Source organism: Marinoscillum sp. HNIBRBA16962 (assembly GCF_057801515.1).
Genome location: NZ_CM173603.1, coordinates 6,118,643 through 6,142,662 on the forward strand (window position 1 = coordinate 6,118,643; position 24,020 = coordinate 6,142,662).

Genomic DNA, 24,020 nt, shown 5'->3' on the forward strand with positions numbered 1-24,020 from the left:
CAGTAATTAAAAAATGAATCTAAACCTTTGATTTACAAGGCTTCTTCCGGGTCTAAAATGGTGAGTTTAACCTTATCAATACGGTTTTCTTCCATTGTAAAAATGTTAAAACTGAAAGAAAGGATACGTATCACCTCATTTACCTGCGGAATATCCTCATGATATGCCAGAATGAGCCCGCCTAAAGTATCGTATTCGCCGGTTGGTAATTCCCACCCGTACTTATCATTCAGGTAATCTATTTCATGCCGGGCGCTGAGGATGAAGTTTTTCTCATCGATCTGTTCTTCGGTGAGATACTCATCGTCATGCTCATCTCTGATCTCTCCAAAGATCTCCTCGATCACATCCTCCATGGTTACAATACCCGAAGTACCTCCATATTCATCCACCACCAGAGCTATGCTCTTACGCTCTGTGATAAACTGGATCAGCAACTCGTTGGCAAGCATCGTCTCGGGTACTATTAATATCGTTGTAAGGATATTTTTTACTTCCGTAGGCTTTTTAAACATTTCCAGCGAATGGCAATAACCGATCACATCATCTATTGACTCTTTGTACACGATGATCTTCGAGTGCCCACTCTGAATAAAGGCTGTTTTTAGCTCTTCGATTTCATCCTCTACATCTACTGCTATGATCTCGGTTCGAGGAATCATGCACTCCCTTACTCGTATGGTCTTAAATTCGATCGCATTATTGAAGATCTTCGCATCGATTTCCGCATCCTCTTCCTTTTCGATGTTGAGAATATTCTTTTTTATATAATTATTCAGATCAGTAAGACCGAAAACCGGTTTGTCTTCTGAGTAGTCAAAACGCAAGATGTAAACAATAATAAACCGTGAAATATGTGCAATGAGATACACAACCGGAAATAAAATGTAGTAGATGAGCAGCATCGGCAATGCAAAAACCCGCATCATGATATCCGGATTCAGCATAAAAAGACTCTTTGGTAAAAACTCAGCAGTAATCAATACGATCAGCGTAGAGAGCAAAGACTGGATCACCAAAACGACAATATCCTCACTAAGCGCCTCTGGTAGATGTTGGTACAACCATGGCTCCAGAAGCTTTGTCATCAGGATACCGTAGAGAACGATCGAAAGATTGTTTCCTACGAGCGTAGTGGCAAGGAAACGGGATTTTTTAGAAACAAAGATGGAAAGTATCCTTCCGGCCAGGGTCCCCTTCTTTTTCATCACCTCAATATGAAGCTTATCCGAGGAGATAAAGGCAATCTCAATACCCGAGAAAAAAGCAGAAAAAAGTAAGCAGATTAAAATTCCAATATAAAGGGAGGGGTCGTCCATCAGGCTAAAAATACTTATTTCTTGCGTCCTCTTATACTTTTGCGATAACTAAACCAAAATAGTAGTCCCAGACTCACCATAAATATACCATAAGCCTGGCCAATCCCCAGCACCATTGCCTCGTAAATACCGATTACGAAAAAGGCAAAAGCGGAGAAAAATAATAAATAATCGAGTAGTTTCATTCTTCGTCAAGAACGAGCGTTCCCTGTGGCTTTAATATTTTGTAAGAACTAAAATCCTGATTGGCTGTGAGACCCTCTCCGGTGTGCACTTCTCCTTCCGACTGAATGGTAACAAATCGATCTGTATAAAACTTTTTATCTCCCGGAGCCCAGTAAAGCTCCTCGGTATTTAGCTCATCGCCGTTTTCCGCACTGCGCACCACTACATTGCCTTCAGACCTATAGAGATTGTCTTTAGCCGTGTAATAAACATAATCTGCCTGAAAAGTGGATACCATCTGGCCATCTTTGCCAATGTTTTCCAGGTAGAGTCCCTCAGGCCACTCTTTATCACCGCCTTCAAAATTATACTGTTTTGGAGCCTTGAGGATCAACACCACATCAGCAGAATCGCTCATCTTGGTATAGATACTATCCATGGTGAGCATGGGCCCTTCGTACAGCGGCTCATCGATAAGCTCCTTTCGGTTTCGGCATGAGGAAACTACTATCAGAATAGCCAAACAGAGGCCTCCCCAAACAAAAAAACGGTCACAGACAGCTGCCATGACCGTTTTAATATTTTCTGTCCTGTTATTAATTGGCCGGTCTTCTTTCAATTTGTACTGATTCGTTGATCCAGCAGTCCACATTGATAGTCTGTCCTTCTTCTTTTCCTTCGCTAAAAATCTCCTCGATCGATGGGAACTGAGCTTTTGCAGAGGCCATTTTTTCACGATCACCACTCTTCTGATACATCTCATATGCGGCAATAAACACTGCACGGTCTTTCACTTTACTTTCTCCTCCCTTACAATCTTCATAGCTTCCCATGTACAGGTCTCCGATGAAGGTATAAGCTTCCGCATTGGATGGATCAAAAGCCAGGGCTCGTCTTGCGAAATTTCTCGCTGCTGACTTGCTTTCTGATGCCTGAGTTTTGGCCAGGCTAAGGTAAACCTCTGATTTTTTGGTGTTATCCTCTGTAAGATCAGCCGCCTTCTCGTAATACTCTTTTGCTTTTGCTTTGTCTCCCTCAGAAGCCGCTTTTGTTGCAATAAACTTGGCAATACCGTAATTTGGACCATCTTCATTTACAGCGATTGCTACCTCCATTGCCAGTGGGCTATCCGTACACTTTTGCTGGAGCATCAGGCCGAAGATCTTTTTAGCCAGATTAATATCTTTTGTTTGCTGAAACTTCGGTCCGAGTTTCTCAATAATGAAGTCACAATCCACATCTACTGTAGCAGTCAATAGCTTATCTACATAATCCGCTACTTTTTCAAGACGGGCCTGATTTCCTCCATTTTTCATCTGATGCTCAATGACATCAGTCACTTTGGTATATACTTCGAAAACTTCCTCATCAGTGATGGCTCCACCAGTAAGCTTATACCTCCTTATCACATCCATGTAAGCGGTAAGGTTACTGCTGAAAAAGTCATTCCCGTTCAGCTCAAATGCCTTGTTAAACAGCTTAAACAGTTCAGGATACTTGGGTTGGTTGTCTCTAAAGTATTTATAAGCAGTCAGAGCTTTTCTGTTTAGCACTTCTGCCTCAGAATTGAAATACTTTATACGCTTATCATACATTTCCAGAGCTTTCTCCTGATACTCCAGTGTCTCAGCTTCATCTGAAGATGATTCAGCAAGACCCTCATAGATCTTGGCTCCGTTGATATAGATGGAAGCATTGAGGTCCGGAGTATTTTCCAACAGCCAGCTCAATGGCTTCAGGGCCGCTTTGTAGTTGTCCGCTCTTAGATAGTCTGTGTAAAGGGCGTTCTTTTCTTTTGCTTTGTCCACAGAATCACCCCAGTTCCACCCTGGCTGAGCCAGCGCTACGGAAGATGTGCAGGTGATGAATGCAAGGACTAAAAAGTTTCTGGTTATAGCCTTCATAAACCTAAATTTTAATCATACCTTCTTTTAATAAACCACTGGTTATCGTTGATGGTCGCCCCTATAACAATCTGAAAATGATTTTCTCTGATTAAGTTATTTTGAGTCGTCCCTCTTAACCCGTATTTAAAAGCAGCATCCAAACTGGAATAACCACTTACTGGAAAAGAAGCTCCAAAATTAATACCAAATTCATTAATTTCAGTATTATTTACCAGATAAGGTAGTTGTTTGACGTTGAAACCCAGCCTGTAAGTAGCCCTTTCCAGATACCTGTTTACGCTTTGATAGTCCGGAGTCCAACTGACCCCGGCGGCGGCATCCAGGGTGTTTCTGAGGCTTTCTTCATTGGTTTCAGAATTAGTAGAAACCCACTCTTTCAGCTTCAGGTCCGCACCTACACGAACTATATTCAACTTTTCATAGGAAAGGCCAAAACCATAGGCTTTGGGAAGGGAAAAAGTAGTGGATTCATCTTCTGCTAGTGTATTTTGCTGAACCACACCACCGTTCAAATTGAGCCGCTCAAAGTAGGTGTCTCTGGAACCTTCCAGTTTTCGTGACAGATCATAAGTAGCTCCAAAGTTCAGGAAGTTTTTCTCACCAAGGCTCCAGCGGTAGGAGAGTGATGTAGCAAATACAAAATCCGAATAACTGGTGATTTCTTTATATGAAAGTGCGTAAGCGGAAGCTACATCATCCCCTGCTAGCTGGTCCCTAGAATCGCGGGTGATCTCCCCGAAAACGTAGGACCCTTTGAAGCCCACGGCCAGAGACTTGAACACCCGGATACCGTGACCCCATGACAGCTGCGTCAATCCTCCTTCACCCTGATTTTGTGTGAGCCTGGCGGTTGAACCCAGGGAGTCCCGAGAGAAGGTGTTGTAGTTAACCGTGCTGAGTGGAGTAAGTGAAAGGCTTGTCGTCCACCGTCCTTTTTTCAGTGGGAAGCTCATGGCAAGAAATCGTAGACTGGCTGTCGATTCGGAGTGGGTGTCAGTATTTGATGTATAAGACCTGAAATCTCCGTTAACTCCTACCTGAAATGAACTGAAGGTATTGTAGATTAAATTAGAAGGGTTTTGCAAACTGATGTGCCAAATGGTGGGTGCCCCAATACCCACTTCTCCCATGCCATAGTTGTTGGGGAGTCCATCGAAAAAAATCTCCCCTATACCATTTATAGAATAGGGTGAACTGATTGCCTGACCCTTTACTCCACTGGCAGTAATGCACACCAGCGCTACCAACAAAATTTTACGGAACGTCATCTATTGTAATTCAATATTCTATTTAAGCCAGTCAGCACTAAATTTTGGTCTGCAAAGATGGGTTGTTTTAGGTTGGATTCAAAGTGGACCGCATCTCCGCCGGTTAGCACAACGACTAAATCGGCATATTCTTTCATAAAAGATGTTAAAAAGCCTTCCATCTCGTGGATGACACCTGTAAATGAGCCATTTAGCAGACACTCTTTCGTAGACTTCCCGGTACTTCGTCTTTTCAGGCTTTCCCATTCTGAGCTAATGTCCGGAAGGCGATGGGTAAAATGATTCATAGCTCTCATCCTCATTTTCAGGCCGGGCGAAATGACCCCACCCTTAAAAACCCCATTCTTATCCACAATATCATACGTGATACAGCTTCCGGCATCAATCACCAGCACATTCTGATTTTCATATTTTGAAAACGCTCCAACGGCAGCCGCCAACCGATCAACGCCCAACGTTTCAGGAGTCTCATAATCGATTTTTAATGGGAGTGGTGTCTGTCGGTCCAGAATCAACGGGTGTACAGACTGAAACACTGACTCAATATCTTCGCGACTACTACCCACTGAAGAAAACACCCAGGAATAGCTGGCGGGGTCAGCGTAGTGCTCTGACAACTCCCGCAGCGAGTAAGACACCTTTCGCTCCATCAGCTCTTCTCCCACAAACAATCCACTCTTTATGAAGGAATTGCCGACATCTACTGCTATATTTCCCTTATCAGACATTTTACTCATTAAACAACAAAAGTAGCAACTTGGATCAATACCTTGTACTTGGAGTTATGTCCGGGTCTTCACTGGATGGCCTGGATCTTTGTTTTAGCCAATTCACCGGTGAAAATCAGAGCTGGACTTTCCAAATCCTGGAAACAGAAACGCTTCCAATTCCGACAGATCTTGTAAAAAGGCTCCGTGGTGCGGATGAGTTAAGCAGCTTTGAGCTCTTAAGGCTGGATATGGATTATGGTAAATGGATTGGAGAAACCCTGTCACAATGGTTAGCAAGCTGCACCCCTCATCCGGAAATCATTGGGATTCACGGGCACACTGTTTTTCACAGCCCCCCAGACAAAATAAGCTTGCAAATTGGAAACGGGCAGGCTATAGCCGCAATTACCGGAATCCCCGTAATTGACAACTTCAGGACACCTGACGTGCTGAAAGGAGGCCAGGGAGCTCCCCTGGTACCTGCGGGAGAGCATTATCTTTTTCCGGATTATCAGGCCTTTGTTAACCTGGGAGGGATCGCCAATGTTGCCATCCATCAGAAAAAGATCCTGGCTTGGGATGTAGCCCCCTGCAACCAGGTGCTCAATCATTTTGCCAATATGCTTGAGAAGCCTTACGATGAAAATGGTGCACTTGCTCAATCGGGTGCTTTCGTACAAAGCTGGTTTGATCAGCTATCCGCAATACACTATTTTAAGCAGGATCCTCCAAAATCGCTCAGCAATCAATGGACACAGACGGTCCTTAATGGTGATTGTCCGGAACCTAAATCAGCTCTCCATACTTATACGGAATTTTTAGCAGGGGAACTGGCTAAGTCATTCAAAGGGTATTTAACCCCCGGTGAAGCTATCCTCTTTACTGGCGGAGGAACATTTAACAATTTCTTAATGCAGCGAATAAAAGAAAAAGCAGGAGATCATTTCCAAATAAAAATCCCGTCCCCCACGATCGTCTCCTTTAAAGAAGCCTTAATCTTTGGGTTTTTAGGCCTTTTAAAAACACTTGGTAAAACAAATATTTTTAAAAGTGTCACCGGTGCAGAATCCGATTCTGTGGCCGGAACAGTTCACAATCCATAATTGTCTTTTTCGGCTGCTTTATTTTGTTAAATTTGAGCCCCATTTTGGTCGCCTGATCAGGAACCCCTAATGCCAAAACATGGCCTTACCTAATAAGGTGATCCGTAAACACTCAACATTAAAGCAACATTAATGAAAGAATTATTAAAGAAATTTGAGGACAAAACACCTGAAATTATTTTTGAATGGTCTGATCCCGAAACAGAGGCAGAAGGATGGGTCGTGATCAACTCACTCAGAGGCGGGGCTGCCGGAGGTGGTACCAGGATGCGGGTAGGGCTGGATAAGCGTGAGGTCGAATCTCTCGCTAAAACCATGGAGATCAAATTTACCGTCTCTGGACCTCAGATCGGGGGTGCCAAATCCGGAATTAATTTTGACCCCAATGATCCGAGAAAAGGAGAAGTTTTAAAACGCTGGTATCAGGCCGTATATCCTTTATTGAAAAATTACTATGGCACAGGTGGGGACTTAAATGTGGATGAGATCCACGAAGTAATTCCTATCACCGAAGGTTTTGGTCTCTGGCACCCACAGGAAGGCGTGGTAAACGGTCACTTTGATCCGCCTAAACCCCAAAAAATCCACATGATAGGGCGCCTGAGGCAAGGGGTATCAAAAATCCTGGAAGATCAGGAATACGTGCCCACATCAGACAAAAAATATACCGTATCTGATATGATCACAGGCTTCGGTGTAGCCGAGTCAGTGAGGCACTACTACAAGCTGTGGGGTGGAGATATCAAAGAAAGGAGGGCCATTATTCAGGGCTGGGGCAATGTAGGGTCTACAGCTGCCCTTTACCTGGCAAAGTATGGTGTAAAGATCGTAGGGATCATAGATCGCGAAGGAGGCATTATTAGTGAAAAGGGTCTCGGACTGGAAGAGATAAAAAAGCTTTTCTATGACAGACAGGGTAATAAGCTGGCCTCAGAGGGAATGATCCCATTTGATGAATGCAATAAGCGTATCTGGGATATTGGTGGTGAAATCTTCATCCCTGCCGCAGCATCCAGGCTGGTATCAAGAGAACAGGCTGAAGCTATGATCAATAACAACCTGGAAGTAGTAGCTTGTGGTGCCAATGTCCCTTTTAAGGATGATGCTATTTTCTACGGGCCTATTGCAGAATATGTAGATAGTAAAGTAGCATTGATCACTGATTTCATTTCCAATTGTGGTATGGCTCGTACTTTTGCCTACCTGATGGACCCGAAGAACGACAGGAAAATAACGGACGATGATATTTTTAAAGATATATCACAAACGATTGAAAACGCCTTGATAAAAGTTCTCGAAGAAAATCCTGAGAAAACCAGGCTGGCCAGTGCCGCTTTTAAAATCGCATTGTCTCAACTTATTTAAATTCGCATTTGGTTTTACGGCAGCAAATGATAATTTTAGTACCCATTATTTCACTCAAATCGCCTCAATGAATCCACTAAAAAAATTCTTCCTGTACACTCTATTTGTCTTTGGAAGCTATGTTGGATTTGGGGCGGACTCCGTTTCTGATCATCCGGTAACTGCGACAACCGCCGAGTCGGTTGTTCAGCATACTGAAAGCAACACCGATCAGGTAAATGGTGAACATGAGAGTGAAAACGACGGACATCATGGCCCGGCAGGATGGAGTGTAATCCCCTTCGTGGTTTTGCTGCTTATGATTGCTACGGGGCCACTTTTCTACGAGCACTTCTGGCATAAAAACTATCCCATCATTGCTGTAGCGCTGGCAGTGATAGTGGTAACTTATTATCTCTTTTTTCTACACAATCAACATGGACCTGTCCATGCACTTTTTGAATATGTGCAGTTCATTGCCCTGCTTACAGGCCTGTTTGTTGCTTCAGGGGGAATCATGATCATCGTGGACAAGGAAGCTAAACCAGTGACCAATGTCATTATCCTGGCAGTGGGGGCTGTGATTGCCAACATCATCGGGACCACAGGTGCATCTATGCTGCTGATCCGACCTTTCATTCGACTCAATAAGAACAGGATCAAGGCCTACCATATCATCTTTTTCATTTTTATAGTCAGTAATATCGGCGGTTCGCTAACACCTATTGGAGATCCTCCACTGTTTTTGGGATTCCTTAAAGGGATTCCTTTTTTCTGGACGCTAACACATAATTTCTTTCCCTGGCTATTTGCGATCATAGTAATGCTGGCAGTGTTTTTTCTTTTTGACAGAAAAAATAAGTCGGATTACTCATTTGGTGAAGATGATAGTAAGCCTACGGGCAAATTAGCATTAAGAGGCTCCAGAAATTTTGTTTGGCTGGCGCTCATTGTAGGCGCTGTCTTCCTTGACCCCAACGTTTTTTCCTGGGTACCGGGGATCATGTATGAAGGCCAGAAATTTTCGTATCTGAGAGAAATCATCATGTTGGCCTGTGCTTTCCTCTCATTCAGGTTTGCAGACAAACAGGCGTTGAGCGGTAATGATTTTAGTTTTGAACCCATTCGAGAGGTCGCCTTTATTTTTGTGGGCATTTTTGGCACGATGATGCCAGCTCTTGAGCTTGTGAGCAATTTTGCCCAATCAGAGGAAGGTGTGACATTCATTACACACAATACGCTGTATTGGGGGACAGGCTTGTTATCCGGCTTTCTGGATAATGCACCAACTTACGTTAACTTCCTGACAGCAGGAATGGCAGCTGATGGAGCAAGCATCAATAAAGTAGCTGAGGTCATAGAATACGCAAGAGGGGGATTTCCGGACTCTGTGCTGGAGCTCAAAGCCATATCCATAGCAGCTGTATTTTTTGGCGCCATGACTTACATTGGTAATGGCCCCAACTTTATGGTAAAATCAATAGCCGAACAAGTGGGTATCAAGATGCCTTCTTTCTTTGGCTACATCCTGCGGTTTTCCATCCCTATTCTCATTCCGCTATTGATCGTGGTGTGGTTGATTTTCTTTGCCTTTCTGTAAGCTTTAGAAAAGCGCTTTATGTAGCCGCTTCAAAGCCTCATTCTTAAACTCCTGAGGCACGAGCAGTGATATATTGTTTCGGCTACCTCCGTAAGAAATCATCCTGATAGGCAATTCGTCCAACGCCTTGAATATCTCAGTACCTACTCCTTTTCGCTCGGCAATGAGATCTCCTACGATGCAAATGATCGTTTGATCCTTATCCACCTCTACCGTACCATATAAAGAGATCTCTGAAATGATCTTTTTGAGGTGCTCCGGGTTATCGATCGTCAGTGACACAGCAATCTCCGAGGTGGTGATCATGTCAATCGGTGTACGGTATTTTTCAAACACCTCAAAAACCCGGCGCAAGAAACCGTACGCCATTACCATGCGGCTTGACTTGATCTTGATCGCTGTGATGGAATCTTTAGCTGCAATGGCTTTCACAGCATCCGGCTCTTTCTCTGTAGAGATGAGGGTACCATGAGCTTCCGGGTCCATGGTGTTTTTGATACGCACCGGCACTTCATGCATCTGAGCAGGCACTATACAGTGGGGGTGCAGTACTTTGGCTCCAAAGTACGCCAACTCGCTGGCCTCCTCAAAGCTAAGCTTGGCAATGGGATGAGTAGGCTGAACCACACGAGGGTCATTGTTATGCATCCCATCAATATCTGTCCAGATCTGTACCTCCTCAGCATCAAGTACCGCTCCTATAATGGTGGCTGAGTAGTCGCTACCTCCCCGTCTCAGGTTATCAATGCCACCAGCAAAGTTTCGGGCAATGTATCCCTGCGTAATGATCGTATTCTCCGTATGCGACTTCAGGAGGTTCTGCAGTTTCTTCTTAGTTGTTTTCAGGTCGGGCTCCGCATATTCATCCAGCGTCATGTAGTCCTGAGCCATCATCATTGAGCAGCTTTTGCCGATCATGGTCAGGTAATCCGTGAAAAAACGAGTGGATATGATCTCTCCCTGAGCAAGAAGCATCTTCGCAACCTGCTCTGAATAGTTCTGCGCAATCAGCTGATCAATGTTTTTGAATACCTGATCTACAAATTTCGTTGCAGCTTTCCTGTAGTCTGCCTCTTCGAAAAGCTCTGCTATGAATTGATGATACCTTTCGTGAAGATCTTTGGCCACTTTCCGGGCCTTGGTTTTCTCATCGACGTTACAGTGATCTGAAATGCTTACCAGGGTATTTGTCGTACCTGACACGGCAGAGAGTACAACGATTTTCTTCCCGGAAACCCCTTCAATAATCTCAGCGACCTGACGCATTCGCCCGGGAGAGCCTACTGAGGTCCCTCCAAACTTCAATACCTTCATAAATTTTGTGATTATTTAATGCTTAACATCTTCACAGCCGTTGCTGCTGCTTCATCACCTTTGTTGCCATGTTTGCCACCAGCTCTTTCGAGGGCCTGTTTTTGATTGTTTGGGGTGAGTACACCGAAGATAACCGGCTTATCATACTTTAAGCCCACTTCGGTAACGCCATTTGCACATGCCTGGCAGATAAAATCAAAATGCCGTGTCTCACCCTGGATGACACAGCCCAGGCAGATCACAGCATCTACATCATCCCGCTTGGCCATCCACTGAGCACCCAGGCTAAGCTCAAAACTGCCTGGCACATCCATTCGCTCGATGTGCTCTCTCTTCACACCAAGCTCCAGAAGGGTGCCCACAGCTCCGGAGTACAGAGCCTCTGTGACCTCCGTGTTCCACTCGGAAACGACAATTCCAAATTTCTTGTCGGACATGTCCTTCAGTCCCTTGGTCTGAATATCACTTAAGTTTTTTAATGATGTAGCCATAAAATAAAAAAGGGACAAAGCTTGCTGCCTTATCCCTTTAGACTTTTTAAAGTTCTAAATATTATTCGGCAGCCAGTCCTTGCAATCTGGCTTTCTGTTTCTTCGCTTCCTGAAAAAGTGAGGAATCAAAATATTTATCAACAATTTCCTCATATGCTGCAGCTGCTGCAGAATAGTTTCCATTGGCCTCTTCAGCAACGGCTAACTTTTGCAGGTAAACCGGAGAAAAATCTTTGTTTGGTTTGTATTCTGCTGCTTTACGGTAGCTTAAAGCTGCTTGAGCAAAGCTTCCAAGCTCCATATTGGCATCACCGATAAGCGCATAGGCCCGTGCCTGAACCAGCAGGTCGTCGCTACTAAAATCCTCCAGATAACGAATCGCGCTGTTGTAATCTTCCAGCTTCAGGTAAGTTGCCCCTGCGTAAAACTTGGAGAGGTTAGCTGATTCCGTACCAGAGTAGTCATCAATGATGCGTAGAAAACCGTAGTTGATACCGTCTCCATTTAGCGCGCGACCGAGACTATCTGCCTCAAAGTAATAAACAGCCTGGAACATCTCCTGCTGGGCTTCCGAGTCCAGATTGCTGATATAATACTTGTACCCAAAAAAGGCAAGTACGAGTGCAGCTATCAGACCGCCTACGCCAAAGACAATATTTTTATTCCTTGTATTGCTAAAAAACTCCTCAGCTTTTCCAGCTAGTGCATCCGGATCTTCAATGAAATCGACCCCCTCTTCCTTCTTGGTTTTCGTTTTAGCCATTGCTTCTAAAATTTAAGGACGCAAAGATATACTTTTTGATGAAATCTACCAGTGGGTACAAATCGCATTTGTTTTTGCTCCCTTCTATCAAAAGATCATCAATCCATGATAAATGGATAGTTTTCTTCAGCATATACATCTGTGTACGCATCAGATGCAGGAGGGAAGTCTGATTCCTCTGCAAAGTCGACACATTCCTGTACCTGCTCCTTGATCTTATTATCTATTTCTTTTAATTCTTCTTCAGTAGCATACTTCTTCTTAAGGATCGCTGCCTTTACCTGTTCAATCGGATCTTTGCTCTTGTATTCCTCTACTTCCTCTTTGGTACGGTACTTGGCAGGATCTGACATGGAGTGGCCCTTATATCGATAAGTTCTCAATTCAAGTAATGTAGGTCCATCTCCTTTACGCGCTCTTTCTGCAGCTTCTGCAATTGCCCTATGCACCTCTTCCACTGACATGGCATCTACTGGCTTTGAAGGCATCTCGTATGCTTCTCCCAGTACATAAAGGTCAGTAACGTTTGAAGTTCTTTTTACAGAGGTTCCCATGGCATAGCCATTGTTCTCAATGCAGAAGATAACCGGTAGCTTCATGGTCATCGCCAGGTTCAGAGCTTCATGAAAAGCTCCCTGCCTTACAGCGCCATCTCCCATGTAGCAGACGCAAAGGTTATCCGTGCCATTGTATTTTTCAGCAAACCCAATCCCTGCTCCCAGGGGAATCTGCCCACCGACAATACCGTGCCCGCCAAAGAATCCATTTTCCTTGTCAAACATGTGCATGGAGCCACCCTTGCCTTTTGAGATCCCGGTTTCCTTACCGAAAAGCTCAGCCATGATTGCCTTTGGGTCACTCCCCAGAGCAATCGGGTGTGCATGGTCTCTGTAAGCAGTGATGTACTTATCACCTTTTTTTAAGGCTGATACCGCACCGGCAGCACATGCTTCCTGTCCTATATATAAGTGACAAAAACCTCTGATCTTCTGCTGACCATACAGCTGGCCGGCTTTTTCCTCAAACCTTCTCATGAACTGCATGGATTCATACCAGTTCATATAGGTCTCTTTATTAAATTCTTCCTTCTTTGCTTTCGTTGATTTCGATTTGGCTGCCATGTCCGATAACCTTACTGTCTTATGATTAGTTTTGTGCTTTCAGTGTTCCTTAAGCCCTGCGAAATTAACCGAAAAAGGGCTTGCGGCAAAATCTATGAAGCTCAATACGCTCAAACTCACCCATTTTAAAAACTATCAGGAGCAGAAAATCGATTTTTCTGATGGAATTAACTGTTTTCTGGGTAAAAATGGCATGGGAAAAACCAATCTTCTCGATGCTCTGTATTACCTTTCTATGACCAGGAGCGCTCTGAATTCGGTAGACCAGCAAAATATTTTTCATGGAAAAGTCTTTTTTGCGCTCAACAGCGAGTTTGCTTTTGAAGACAAAAAAGTAAAAGTCAACTGCTACTATGAGCAGGGAAAGAAGAAGGTTATCAAGGTAAATGGCAAAGAGGTAGACAGGTTCAGCAACCACATCGGGATGATACCGAGTGTATTGATTACGCCGGACGATACGGAGATCATCAAGGAAGGAAGTGAAATACGGCGAAAGCTTTTTGATAGCGTCATTTCCCAGCATGATCGGGATTACCTGAATAAGCTTCTGCTGATGCAGCGAATACTGAAACAACGAAACAGCCTGCTAAAAGAAAATGAAGGCAGGCTAAACGGAAAGCTGAATAAGCGGCTGCTGGAAACATATGACGATCAGCTGATCCCAATTTTCAAATCCATAGCCAAAAAAAGAAAAGCTTTCATCGAGTCATTTAGTCCGTATTTCCATAAAAATTACAAGCGCATTTTTGAGGGAGTAGAAGAGCCCTCTATCGTTTACAAAACAGAAAGCCTCTCGGATGACTTTGCTGCACAGTACCAGGAGGCGTTGCAGAAAGATATTATCATGCTGCGTACCACCAAAGGTTCGCATAAAGATGATTTTATATTTAAGCTAAACAATAAAGCCATTAAAAAATTTGGTTCACAGGGGCAGCAAAAGTCATTTTTGATTGCTTTAAAGCTTTCTGAATATGATTACCTGAAATCCTTGAAAGGGTTTGACCCAATGCTGCTGCTGGATGACATATTTGACAAGCTGGACGATGAGCGGATCGAGCGATTGGTTAACTTGCTGACGGATCAGAAAAGGTTTACACAGATATTTATCACCGATGCCCGGTCTGAGCGGTCCAGGCATTTTTTTCAAAACAAAAAACACGTTCACTTTTACGAGATAGAAGACGGGATCATCAAATGAGCGACGATAATTCACATTCTTTTACCAGCGCATTTCGTCAGTTTCTCAAAGACGAAAACCTGGATGCCAGGTATCGAGAGAAGCTGCTTATAGAATCATGGGCAACTATCATGGGCAAACCTATTGCCATGCGAACCGATAAGCTTTTTATCAAAGACAAAGTGCTGTTTGTGAAGCTGTCCTCTGCCCCCATGAAGCAGGAGCTGGTCAACAACAGGGGAAAAGTAATGGAACTGATTAATGAGGATTTTGAAGGGGTGGTAAATGAGCTTAGGTTTTTGTGATTTGCACCCTTCAGGGCTTGATCAAAGTTTAATTTGGTCAGTTTTTAGGCTAGCTATTCTGTAATAGTCTGCTCAGGTTGGGGTTTTTCTCTCAACCGAAATGCCCACCCAATGAAATAATTGAAGCCCACACCAAGCCGGTTTTCATGGAGCCCAAACCCCGGGATATCATAGGGGATGAGGGTTTCTTCTCCTTTCATCCGCTTAAAAAACTTGTAACGTATGGTATAGCCCATGTACAGTCCTTTCCAGACGTTTACATTTAAGCCTGTCGTAAGCTCTGCCCACTGCGTCACCACTCCTCTATTGGATTCACTAATGAAGATTTCATCATTTTCGTCACCAAAGACCTGGCTGGTTTTTGTGAAGGACAAGTCATCATCAAAAGTAGAACGCGCGTAGCGAATTCCAAAAGTCATGGAGTTCTCCACACTGTTCTTAAGTAAATTTACCTCAGGACCTACTCTGAAATATTTCCCTTCATTTTGATAGCTATAACCATACTTCTGCCCGCGGTTTGATTGCTGAGTACCATATTCCGCTACAAGATAATACTTGTAAAAGTCAATGGAAGCCTGCACATGATGGCCGCTCCTGGTGGAGGTCACTATGGATTCACCAAGTGGAATAAAGTCATAACTGAGTCGCAGCATAGAAGGCCTGAAGTCCTTTTCTTCCTCAGGCATAGATGCTTTGGCTTCCTGATTGTTTTTCTGAGCCAGGGTCACAAACCCGCAGATCAAAATCAATATGCTAAAAATAGATCTCAACATTCACTCCGATTTGTTTATCTAATGGGTTCGCAATCAATGCCACGGAATCAAAGTCCGGACTGTAAACGCTATCCAGTTCATATTTGAAGACCGGCTCACACTCATCATAATAGATCTCCAGCTGCTTACTGTAGCTCATCGTAAGCCTGTAATCCGCGTAGAAGTTTGGAACTACCGTACTGTCTACCACCCTGAATCCATAGTTAACAGCAGAATCGGCCGGATTCAAGAGTGCGGAGATCGCATTAAACTGCCCGGAAGGGGCAATCGTATCCAGCTCTCCATCTCCATTTATCATGTAAAAGGTACTTTTCCTGTATTTCTTTGCAGAATCAGCCTCGTAAAAAGCCAGCACTGCATAATCCGTGCTGGAAACCAACTCACAATCCCTGATCTCATTACAGCTGATCAGTAGCCAAACTAAAATGACCGTCCAAATTCTCATTTCTTTTTCAAAAGCCGTAAAGTTATAATAACCCTTTCAGGATGAACTTATTATAGCCTGCAATTTGTATTAGTTCCAGTAAGGCTTCATAATGATTTGCTTTTTAGGCAGACTAAATGGATAATACCCGAGCATTTTAATCAATTAAATGTGTAGCAATTCTTAATTGCTTATATAGAGTTAGCTTTGCAGTTTATTTGATAGCGACGTGAAGACAAAAGGACTGAAGAAGGATAAAGTAAACATTGTCACCCTGGGCTGCTCTAAAAATCTGGTAGACTCTGAGGTGATGATGACACAGCTGAAGGGTAATGACATTGATGTGCAGCATGAAGCCCGCCAGGATGATTCTAATATTGTGATCATCAACACGTGTGGGTTCATAGATAATGCCAAACAGGAATCCATAGACACCATTTTGCGGTATGTAGACGCCAAACAGGAGGGCATTGTAGAAAAAGTGTATGTGACCGGCTGTCTTTCTCAGCGCTACAGAGATGATCTTCAGAGTGAAATTCCTGAAGTAGATGCCTGGTTTGGTACCATGGAGCTACCGATGCTGCTGAAAAAATTCAATGCAGATTATAAGCATGAGCTGCTTGGCGAACGGATCACTACTACCGACAGGCATTATGCCTATCTAAAAATCTCTGAAGGTTGTGACCGCCCATGTAGCTTTTGTGCCATCCCGCTGATGCGTGGCGGACACGTCTCCAGGCCCATGGAGGAAGTAGTCAAAGAAGCCGAATCTCTTGTGAGAAACGGGACTAAAGAAATACTGCTAATCGCCCAGGACTCTACCTATTATGGACTGGATCTGTATAAGAAGCGAGTATTAGCAGAGTTGCTGGATCGTCTGGCAGATGTAGAAGGGCTGGAGTGGATCCGTCTGCACTATGCTTTCCCCACGGGATTTCCGGAAGATATACTGGAGGTAATGGCTCGCCGCTCCAACATATGCAACTATCTGGATATCCCGCTACAGCATGGGAGCACAGAAATGCTAAAAATTATGCGTCGGGGGACTACTCGTGAAAAAACAGAACGTCTGTTGAATACCATCCGTGAAAAAGTACCCGGAATTGCCATACGGACGACACTTATAGCAGGTCATCCGGGAGAAACAGAAAAAGAGTTTGAAGAAATGCTTGATTTTGTGGAAAAATCCCGGTTCGAACGACTCGGGATATTTCCCTATTCACACGAAGAAAAAACCCATTCCCACTCCATGGAGGATAGTGTCCCTGAAAAAATCAAACTTCAGCGTGCCGAGCGCGTTATGGAATTGCAGGAAACAATCTCCGAAGAGATCAACGCTAAGAAAGTAGGCCAGGTATTCAAAGTGCTTATCGACCGGAAAGAAGGCGGAAAGTTTGTAGGGCGGACAGAGCATGATTCCCCGGAGGTAGATAATGAGGTGCTTATAGATGCCAAAGAAAACTATGTCCGGATCGGTGACTTTGTACAGGTAAAAATAGAGCAGGCTACAGCATTTGATCTTTACGGTAAACCGGTAAATTAAGACCCCTGAAATTTTTTGGTATCAGGATAATTCATTCTTAGATAATGAAATTAGAAAAAATAGAACTTGACGAAACGGAGTGTTTCTCTCCGATTTTTTTAGACTATATCACTCAGAAAGAGACCTTAAATCCCTTTTACGACACATTCCCAACGATAGAAAACTTTAGGGCTCTCTTGGCTAAGCGCCAATTTGAGGAGAGTAAAAGGGCAACACTGGTGGACGTTTTGGCTTCTCAATACGGTCCCCTCCCACACGGGGAGGCTGTAGATTTTAATATTCATAGCCTGAAAAATCCCAATACCTTTACCATCACCACCGGACATCAGCTTAACATATTTACCGGTCCCCTTTATTTTACATATAAGATCATCACGGTCATCAATGCCTGCAAAAGGCTCAGGGAAGCATATCCTGATTATCATTTTGTACCCATATACTGGATGGCCAGTGAAGATCATGATGCCGCTGAGATATCTTATTTTCATCTTTTCGGAAAAAAATACGAATGGGAAACTGATCAAACGGGTCGTGTAGGACGTTTTAAGCCGCATTCGCTAAACCAGATCATAGACCAGCTATCAGAACCGGTTCCGCTATTTGAAAAAGCATACCTTGACCATGATACACTGGCTGAGGCTGTTCGCTTCTATGTCAATGAACTCTTCGGGGACCAGGGGCTGGTGGTCATAGACGCTGACGATGCACAGCTAAAATCTGAATTTGCACCGATCATTGAGCAAGAGATATTTGAGAACAAGTCTAACGAGTTTGTGGAAAATGCCTCTAAAAAGCTGGATGAGGCCGGTTATAAAAACCAGGCATTCTCCCGGGAGATCAATTTCTTCTACATCGAAAATGGAATGCGTGAGCGGATCATCAGGGAAGGAGACGCGTTTAAGGTAGTCAATACAGAGAAAGTCTTTTCATCAGAGGAAATGAAAAAGCTGATCAAAGATCACCCGGAGCACTTCAGCCCCAATGTCATCACAAGACCGCTGTACCAGGAGGCCATACTCCCCAACCTGGCTTATATTGGCGGTCCTGCCGAGATAGCCTACTGGCTACAGCTCAAAGGTGTGTTTGACCATTATCAAATCTCCTTTCCGGCACTTATGCCCAGAAATTTTGCGCTGATAGTAAACAAGGCCAACGAGAAAAAGGTGCAAAAGCTCAATCTGGAAGGCAGAGACCTTTTCAAAAGTGGCCATAAGCTAAAGGCAGAGTACCTGAAAAAACACGGAGAAAATGGAATAGGACTGGAAGAGCAGCGAAAAGAGCTGGCTAAGGTCTTTGAATCGATAAAAGCCCAGGCGGAAGAAATTGACGGATCACTCACCGGATTCATTGGCGCTGAAGGCGCCAAATCTTTTAAGTCGCTGGAAAATATCTCCAAACGACTCAAAAAAGCCGAAGAGAAAAATAATGAAACGGCCATGTCTCAGATAGATACGATCAAAGAAAAGCTTTTCCCTGAAAATGGTCTGCAGGAACGTCATGATAATTTTTTAAATTTCCATCTAAACAATCCCAATTTCATAACGGAACTTATCGAGCTGTTCGATCCGTTTGACTATCGATTTCATGTCCTGCATGATGCGTAATGTTTGAACCAAAATACGTAGTTAGGAAAGGAACCCTGTTTAACCGGCAGATGCTGTCAGATGACATCTGGCAGTATCGAAACAAAGCTGTTTGTCGCTTTGCAGAACAGTTTATCGCAGAACAAAACATCGGCTGTTTTCATATATTTCTTCCCATAAAACGTAATAAAGAAGTAGACCTTTGGTCTGTACTACTAAACGCCGTGAGTCAGGGGAGGCAGGTTTTTGTTTCTGCTACCGACTTTGAGAAGCAGACCATGACCCATTACAACTATACGGAAGAGCTCATTTTTGAAGAAGATCTCTTTGGTATTCCCACACCACAGGGAGGTGAATTAGCCGATCTGGACAAACTGGAATTGATCTTTATTCCCATGCTCGCAGGGGACAAAAAAGGAAACCGGGTAGGGTATGGGAAGGGGTATTATGATCGTCTGCTAACACAAATGCCTGCTTCATTGTTGAAAGTGGGTGTAACCTTGAATCCTTTGTTTGATCATTTTAGCTTTGTGGAACCCCACGACATGGCCCTTGATTACTGTATTACACCTCATGAAGTAATAAAATGCCGATGACTGAAAAAACAGATATATTAATCATAGGAGCAGGGCCTATCGGGCTGGCATGTGGAATAGAGGCTAAAAAGGCCGGACTTAGTCATACTATTGTTGATAAAGGCACCCTGGTCAATAGCATCTACAACTACCCAAACAATATGACCTTTTTCTCCACTTCTGACCGGTTGGAGATAGGTGGCGTGCCTTTTATATCACATAACCCAAAACCTACACGGCCTGAGGCACTGGAGTATTACAGAAGGGTAGCCTCCTCCTGGGAGCTGAACACCCGACTCTATGAGAGTGTGGAAAGTGTGGAAAAGAAAGCTGATCTTTTTCACGTAAAAACTTCCAAAAACAACTACGAAGCAGGTGCTATTGTCATTGCTACGGGCTTTTATGACCTGCCGTATCTTCTACACGTGCCAGGAGAGGAGCTTCCCAAAGTAAAGCACTATTATGACGAGCCTCACCCATACTACGACATGCGTGTAGCTGTAGTGGGAGCAGCAAACTCCTCAGTGGATGTGGCTCTTGAAACCTTTAGAAAAGGTGCAAAGGAAGTGGTAATGGTCATCAGAGAATCTGAGATTAACTCAAGAGTGAAGTACTGGGTCCGCCCGGATATCGAAAACCGGATCAAAGAAGGATCGATCAAAGCTTACTTCAATTCATCCATCACCAAAATAGAAGAGCGAAGCATTGATATTGAAACACCCGAAGGAGCCCTAACGCTTGAAAATGATTTTGTACTGGCTATGACAGGCTATCAGCCTGATTTCGCCTTTTTGGAAAGTATAGGAATAAAAATTGGGTCGGATGAGTATAAAACACCGGTCTACAATGAAGAGACCATGGAGACAAATGTGGAAAATGTCTATTTGGCTGGTGTGATTTGCGGTGGATTGAAAACCAATGCATGGTTTATAGAGAATTCCAGGGTGCATGCTGAAATGATCATCAATGACCTGAAGAAAAAATCAGCAAAAGTGAGTGTATGAAAAATCAAGCATGCTCCCTTTCAACCCTCTGAGCAGCTCTGTTCAGGTTTATCAAAATTTTTTCAGCCATTGCGGACTCCTTTTCTGTAAAGTCATACAGTAGTGTCACATCATGCATGGCCCTTTCTAAAGAGTAGGAGCTTCTATCACCAAGCTCATATCTTCCAGTAGTGGAATTGTGCCAGATATAGATCATTTCAATGGTGGATTTAATATTTAAACGATTCATTTAAAGAAACGTTCAAAGTAAAATATAACCCTACCTCCATTTATTAAACTTTTATCATTTGACCTCCGAGATAAAAGGTTTTTAATTATTACTTATACAAAAATGCAACTAATACATTATATTCACGTTTGTATAACAAATATCCATTGAAAATGAGTAAAGGAGAGCATCTCGGAGAACTTGAAGAACTGGTTCTACTCACTGTAGGGTCTCTTTATAATGAGGCTTATGGGGTTTCCATCATGGACGAAATCAAGAAGTCGTCCGGCCGGGATCTCAATGTCAGTGCTGTACACGCCGTACTGAAACGACTGGAAGCAAAAGGATACTTAAAGTCCTGGATGGGTGGAGCTACACAGGAGAGAGGGGGTAGAAGAAAACGATATTTTTCACTTACTCCCGCTGGCAAAAGCATTTTGGATCATTCCATGCAATACAGACTGAAGCTTTATCAAAGCATCCCTGATGTAAGATTCAATTTCAGCAGCTGATGGAAAAAAAACCTCCCAAATGGGCCGATAGGTTTTTGCAATGGTACTGCAAGCCAGAGCTTCTCGAAGAGATTCAGGGAGATATCTATGAGCTATTTGACAGGCATGTAGACGAGAAAGGATTGAAGCACGCAAAAAGGAGATTTATATGGGACGTATTGCGCTTTTGCAGGTGGTCAAATATTGGAAAGAATTCAAATTATAAAAGGTCAAACTCAATAGCCATGTTCAGAAATTACATTAAAGTCGGGTTTAGAAATATGGCCCGCCACTGGGTCACTTCTTCAGTCAACATTTTTGGCTTGTCACTAGCTCTCGGATGCCTTATCACCCTGTTCATTTTTATCGACATGCAGCTAAACATGGATAATTATCATTCCAATGCAGCCAACATTTACCAGGTCATCAATCATGTAAAAAGTGAAGGACAAACAGAAAAATGGGGTGATTCCCCTATCAAATTAGGTCCGGCCCTGATTTCTGACCACAGTCAGGTTGAGGAGATGTTTCGGATAGAGCATCAATATGCCCATGTTAAATACAACAATAAAGTATTCAACGAACTCTTGGCTTTCACCGATCCGGGGTTTCTAAGATCCCTTGATTATTCCTTTTTAAATGGAAACGCCTCGGTCCTGGACAGCCGTGACAAAATAGTTATCTCTTACCATATGGCAGAAAAGTACTTCGATTTTGAGGAGCCGATCGGTAAGCTGCTCACGCTGAAGTTTAACAATGGCCAGATCAAAACATTTGAGGTAGGCGCCGTGCTGGATAAGTATCCGTATAACACCAGTCTTCGTTACGATTTTATTGTACCTATTCAGTCATTTCTGGACCTCAAACTGGTAGCGGATCCGGATTGGTCTTATTTTACTGATGCTACTTTTGTGGTGCTGAAGCCCAATGCCAAGCCTCAACAATTTACCGAACAACTTACTCCTTATGTTGCTACTCAAAACAGCTATGATCCTGAATGGAAAATCGATCATTTTGAGTTGATCTCATTAGAGGTCCTGGCTCAACATGGACACAGCATCAGTGGGGCAGTAGCGATGGGGTCACATCCTGCCGGCCAATTTGCTTTGGGCGTGGTTGCCATTTTATTAACCATTCTGGCATGCTTCAACTACATGAATATCTCAGTTGCAGCCTCCACTAAAAGACTAAAAGAAATTGCGCTGAGGAAAGTAGTGGGAGGCAATCGGGGAAATATCGTTTGGCAGTTTCTGACTGAAAACATTATTCAAGTGGTGTTAGCCCTTTTGCTGGGTACGCTCCTTGGATATTTCTTTCTCATGCCCGGGTTTAATTCCTTTTTACCATTTACCGTTCCTTTTCGGTTTGCCTCCATTCCGATGATGGTTTTATTCTTTCTGGGGATTCTCCTGGTTGTTGGACTGATTTCCAGCCTTTACCCTTCGTTGTACGTTTCCAAATTTCAGCCGGTGAGCATCTTCAAGGGCAACACACGCTTCGGCTCTCGAAATCTTTTCAGCAAAATCCTGCTTGTCTTCCAGCTGGTATTTGCTTTTACAACTGTGGTAGGATGTTTCTTGTTCACAGATCACGCCATCCACTTCAAAAATCAAACGCTCGGCTATGATGGAGAAGATATTATAGCTGTGAAAACTTCAGACCCGTCACAATTTGCCACGCTAAAAGCTTACGCTGACGAGAATCCGCAGGTAAAAGCATTTGCGGGAACAAAAAGTCACCTCTGCACGGACTATGACATCATGCCTGTGCAGTACCTGGAGACAGAAATCAGGTCTGTGGTCATGAGTGTGAGTCCGGAATACCCTCAGATAATGAACATATCGCTAAAAGATGGAGAATACCTGAATGAAAAACTCGACGCTGGTACCAGCCGTGAAGTCCTCGTCAATGAAGAGTTGGTTCGAAAAATGAACTGGGAAAAACCCCTGGGGCAGGAACTAACAGTGTCCGGTCAAAAATATAAAGTAGTCGGAGTGTTAGAAGATTTTAAATATCAAAAATGGTTTGCTTACATCCAGCTTTTACCAACAGTTATTCGTACCGTCCCTGAAGAAGATTACCAGTACGCGGTTTTCCAGTCCACTAGTGGTCATATGGACCAGCTAGATGGATCTCTTGAAGCAAAATGGCAGGAAATAGCCCCTAATGATCCCTTTGAACGGGTCATTCAGGCCAATGCTCATGACGAGCTATACAATGAACTGAACGCCAACATTTCAATCATTTCCGCCATATCCATTATCGCCATTATCCTGGCGTGTCTGGGGTTATTTGGATTATTGTCATTTAACATCCAAAGCAAACTGAAAGAATTTAGCATCAGAAAGATCCTTGGAGCCAGTCCGTTGACCATCATTCGGGTCGCCTCTCGTCAGTACCTGTGGATCGTTCTCATTGGCTTTGGGCTTGGTGCGCCTTTTGGGTTTTTATTGATCAACTCACTGGTTCAAACCATCTATCAGAACCCGAAACCGACAAGCCCTGTGCCTTTTGTTTTTGCGATCCTGATCATGTTGCTTACTCTTTCACTCACGATAGTAGGTCAGCTTTACAAAGCTACTTCTGTAAATCCAGCTAATAACCTTCGAAATGAATGATCGAATAAAACAAAGAGCATTTTAGTCATGTGGTTAAAAATTGGCCCTTTAGCTTTTGGCAATCATTGAGAGACAAATTTTGATCCGGGCCGCGCAGGCATCCCCGGCCTGCCTTTGCCGTAAAGTGGCAACTGCAGGCAGGTTGGTATACCGTAGGCTTATGAGTAATAGAATGGTTTATAGAGAATTCCAGGGTTTCATGCTGAAGTGATCG

23 protein-coding genes are annotated in these 24,020 nt (G+C 43.6%); 11 read left to right on the top strand and 12 right to left on the bottom strand.

What is annotated here, in order from left to right; genetic code table 11:
* Window positions 1-32: 32 nt before the first annotated feature.
* The 5 genes from AC3E9V_RS25570 to AC3E9V_RS25590 form a co-directional block, all read right to left on the bottom strand.
* A complete protein-coding gene (locus tag AC3E9V_RS25570) occupies window positions 33-1,319 on the bottom strand; it encodes a hemolysin family protein (protein ID WP_488751014.1) in 1,287 nt (428 codons plus the stop codon).
* A gap of 181 nt (window positions 1,320-1,500) precedes the next feature.
* On the bottom strand, window positions 1,501-2,052 hold the full coding sequence (lptC, locus tag AC3E9V_RS25575) for an LPS export ABC transporter periplasmic protein LptC (protein ID WP_488751015.1): 552 nt from the start codon (window positions 2,050-2,052) through the stop codon (window positions 1,501-1,503).
* 28 nt (window positions 2,053-2,080) lie between these two features.
* Window positions 2,081-3,388 (bottom strand): hypothetical protein, encoded by a 1,308-nt coding sequence (locus tag AC3E9V_RS25580; RefSeq protein ID WP_488751016.1) that lies wholly within the window; start codon window positions 3,386-3,388, stop codon window positions 2,081-2,083.
* Window positions 3,389-3,399: 11 nt separating this feature from the next.
* Window positions 3,400-4,659 carry a BamG family beta-barrel-assembly machinery protein gene (gene bamG / locus AC3E9V_RS25585; protein ID WP_488751017.1) on the bottom strand — a complete coding sequence of 420 codons (1,260 nt, stop codon included), beginning with the start codon at window positions 4,657-4,659 and terminating at the stop codon, window positions 3,400-3,402.
* On the bottom strand, window positions 4,656-5,387 hold the full coding sequence (locus tag AC3E9V_RS25590) for a type III pantothenate kinase (protein ID WP_488751018.1): 732 nt from the start codon (window positions 5,385-5,387) through the stop codon (window positions 4,656-4,658). The genes bamG and AC3E9V_RS25590 overlap by 4 nt, the downstream gene beginning before the upstream one ends.
* A 29-nt stretch (window positions 5,388-5,416) precedes the next feature.
* Between AC3E9V_RS25590 and AC3E9V_RS25595 the strand changes: the two genes are divergently transcribed.
* The 3 genes from AC3E9V_RS25595 to AC3E9V_RS25605 all read left to right on the top strand — a co-directional run bounded on the left by AC3E9V_RS25595 (window position 5,417) and on the right by AC3E9V_RS25605 (window position 9,416).
* Window positions 5,417-6,472 carry an anhydro-N-acetylmuramic acid kinase gene (locus AC3E9V_RS25595; RefSeq protein ID WP_488751019.1) on the top strand — a complete coding sequence of 352 codons (1,056 nt, stop codon included), beginning with the start codon at window positions 5,417-5,419 and terminating at the stop codon, window positions 6,470-6,472.
* A gap of 132 nt (window positions 6,473-6,604) precedes the next feature.
* Entirely contained in the window at window positions 6,605-7,837 is a 1,233-nt protein-coding gene (locus AC3E9V_RS25600; protein WP_488751020.1) for a Glu/Leu/Phe/Val dehydrogenase dimerization domain-containing protein, read from the top strand.
* A gap of 67 nt (window positions 7,838-7,904) precedes the next feature.
* Window positions 7,905-9,416 carry a sodium:proton antiporter gene (locus AC3E9V_RS25605; RefSeq protein WP_488751021.1) on the top strand — a complete coding sequence of 504 codons (1,512 nt, stop codon included), beginning with the start codon at window positions 7,905-7,907 and terminating at the stop codon, window positions 9,414-9,416.
* Window positions 9,417-9,419: 3 nt separating this feature from the next.
* On the opposite strand, the gene AC3E9V_RS25610 is transcribed toward AC3E9V_RS25605, so the two are convergent.
* The 4 genes from AC3E9V_RS25610 to pdhA all read right to left on the bottom strand — a co-directional run bounded on the left by AC3E9V_RS25610 (window position 9,420) and on the right by pdhA (window position 13,105).
* A complete protein-coding gene (locus AC3E9V_RS25610) occupies window positions 9,420-10,730 on the bottom strand; it encodes an aspartate kinase (RefSeq protein ID WP_488751022.1) in 1,311 nt (436 codons plus the stop codon).
* 11 nt (window positions 10,731-10,741) lie between these two features.
* Entirely contained in the window at window positions 10,742-11,221 is a 480-nt protein-coding gene (ribH, locus tag AC3E9V_RS25615) for a 6,7-dimethyl-8-ribityllumazine synthase (RefSeq protein WP_488751023.1), read from the bottom strand.
* Window positions 11,222-11,282: 61 nt separating this feature from the next.
* A complete protein-coding gene (locus AC3E9V_RS25620; RefSeq protein ID WP_488751024.1) occupies window positions 11,283-11,984 on the bottom strand; it encodes a tetratricopeptide repeat protein in 702 nt (233 codons plus the stop codon).
* 98 nt (window positions 11,985-12,082) lie between these two features.
* Window positions 12,083-13,105, bottom strand: a complete 1,023-nt coding sequence (gene pdhA / locus AC3E9V_RS25625) for a pyruvate dehydrogenase (acetyl-transferring) E1 component subunit alpha (protein ID WP_488751025.1) — start codon at window positions 13,103-13,105, stop codon at window positions 12,083-12,085.
* Between the two features lie 94 nt (window positions 13,106-13,199).
* On the opposite strand from pdhA, the gene recF reads away from it, so the two are divergent.
* Together recF and AC3E9V_RS25635 are read left to right on the top strand one after the other, a co-directional pair.
* Complete coding sequence (gene recF, locus AC3E9V_RS25630) at window positions 13,200-14,303, top strand: DNA replication/repair protein RecF (RefSeq protein WP_488751026.1); 1,104 nt, start codon at window positions 13,200-13,202, stop codon at window positions 14,301-14,303.
* The gene (locus AC3E9V_RS25635; protein WP_488751027.1) at window positions 14,300-14,587 is read left to right on the top strand and encodes a DciA family protein; all 288 of its coding nucleotides are present in this window, start codon (window positions 14,300-14,302) and stop codon (window positions 14,585-14,587) included. Before recF ends, AC3E9V_RS25635 begins: the two co-directional genes overlap by 4 nt.
* 53 nt (window positions 14,588-14,640) lie before the next feature.
* On the opposite strand, the gene AC3E9V_RS25640 is transcribed toward AC3E9V_RS25635, so the two are convergent.
* Together AC3E9V_RS25640 and AC3E9V_RS25645 are read right to left on the bottom strand one after the other, a co-directional pair.
* Window positions 14,641-15,360: a DUF6048 family protein gene (locus AC3E9V_RS25640; protein WP_488751028.1), complete on the bottom strand. Its 720-nt coding sequence runs from the start codon at window positions 15,358-15,360 to the stop codon at window positions 14,641-14,643.
* The gene (locus AC3E9V_RS25645; RefSeq protein WP_488751029.1) at window positions 15,341-15,805 is read right to left on the bottom strand and encodes a hypothetical protein; all 465 of its coding nucleotides are present in this window, start codon (window positions 15,803-15,805) and stop codon (window positions 15,341-15,343) included. The genes AC3E9V_RS25640 and AC3E9V_RS25645 overlap by 20 nt, the downstream gene beginning before the upstream one ends.
* Window positions 15,806-16,013: 208 nt before the next feature.
* Between AC3E9V_RS25645 and rimO the strand changes: the two genes are divergently transcribed.
* From rimO to AC3E9V_RS25665, 4 genes are read left to right on the top strand one after another with little or no spacing between them, the layout of a single operon-like run.
* Entirely contained in the window at window positions 16,014-17,327 is a 1,314-nt protein-coding gene (gene rimO / locus AC3E9V_RS25650; protein WP_488751030.1) for a 30S ribosomal protein S12 methylthiotransferase RimO, read from the top strand.
* A 44-nt stretch (window positions 17,328-17,371) separates the two neighbouring features.
* Window positions 17,372-18,931 carry a bacillithiol biosynthesis cysteine-adding enzyme BshC gene (bshC, locus tag AC3E9V_RS25655; protein WP_488751031.1) on the top strand — a complete coding sequence of 520 codons (1,560 nt, stop codon included), beginning with the start codon at window positions 17,372-17,374 and terminating at the stop codon, window positions 18,929-18,931.
* A complete protein-coding gene (locus AC3E9V_RS25660) occupies window positions 18,931-19,506 on the top strand; it encodes a 5-formyltetrahydrofolate cyclo-ligase (protein WP_488751032.1) in 576 nt (191 codons plus the stop codon). The genes bshC and AC3E9V_RS25660 overlap by 1 nt, the downstream gene beginning before the upstream one ends.
* Window positions 19,497-20,489, top strand: coding sequence for a YpdA family putative bacillithiol disulfide reductase (locus AC3E9V_RS25665; protein ID WP_488751033.1), 993 nt, complete (start codon window positions 19,497-19,499; stop codon window positions 20,487-20,489). Before AC3E9V_RS25660 ends, AC3E9V_RS25665 begins: the two co-directional genes overlap by 10 nt.
* A gap of 4 nt (window positions 20,490-20,493) precedes the next feature.
* Here AC3E9V_RS25665 and AC3E9V_RS25670 read toward each other — a convergent pair whose 3' ends face one another.
* Window positions 20,494-20,718: a hypothetical protein gene (locus tag AC3E9V_RS25670; RefSeq protein WP_488751034.1), complete on the bottom strand. Its 225-nt coding sequence runs from the start codon at window positions 20,716-20,718 to the stop codon at window positions 20,494-20,496.
* 152 nt (window positions 20,719-20,870) lie between these two features.
* Here AC3E9V_RS25670 and AC3E9V_RS25675 point away from each other — a divergent pair, with 152 nt between their 5' ends.
* On the top strand, window positions 20,871-21,209 hold the full coding sequence (locus tag AC3E9V_RS25675) for a PadR family transcriptional regulator (RefSeq protein ID WP_488751035.1): 339 nt from the start codon (window positions 20,871-20,873) through the stop codon (window positions 21,207-21,209).
* Complete coding sequence (locus AC3E9V_RS25680) at window positions 21,209-23,806, top strand: ABC transporter permease (RefSeq protein ID WP_488751036.1); 2,598 nt, start codon at window positions 21,209-21,211, stop codon at window positions 23,804-23,806. Before AC3E9V_RS25675 ends, AC3E9V_RS25680 begins: the two co-directional genes overlap by 1 nt.
* The last annotated feature ends 214 nt before the right edge of the window (window positions 23,807-24,020 follow it).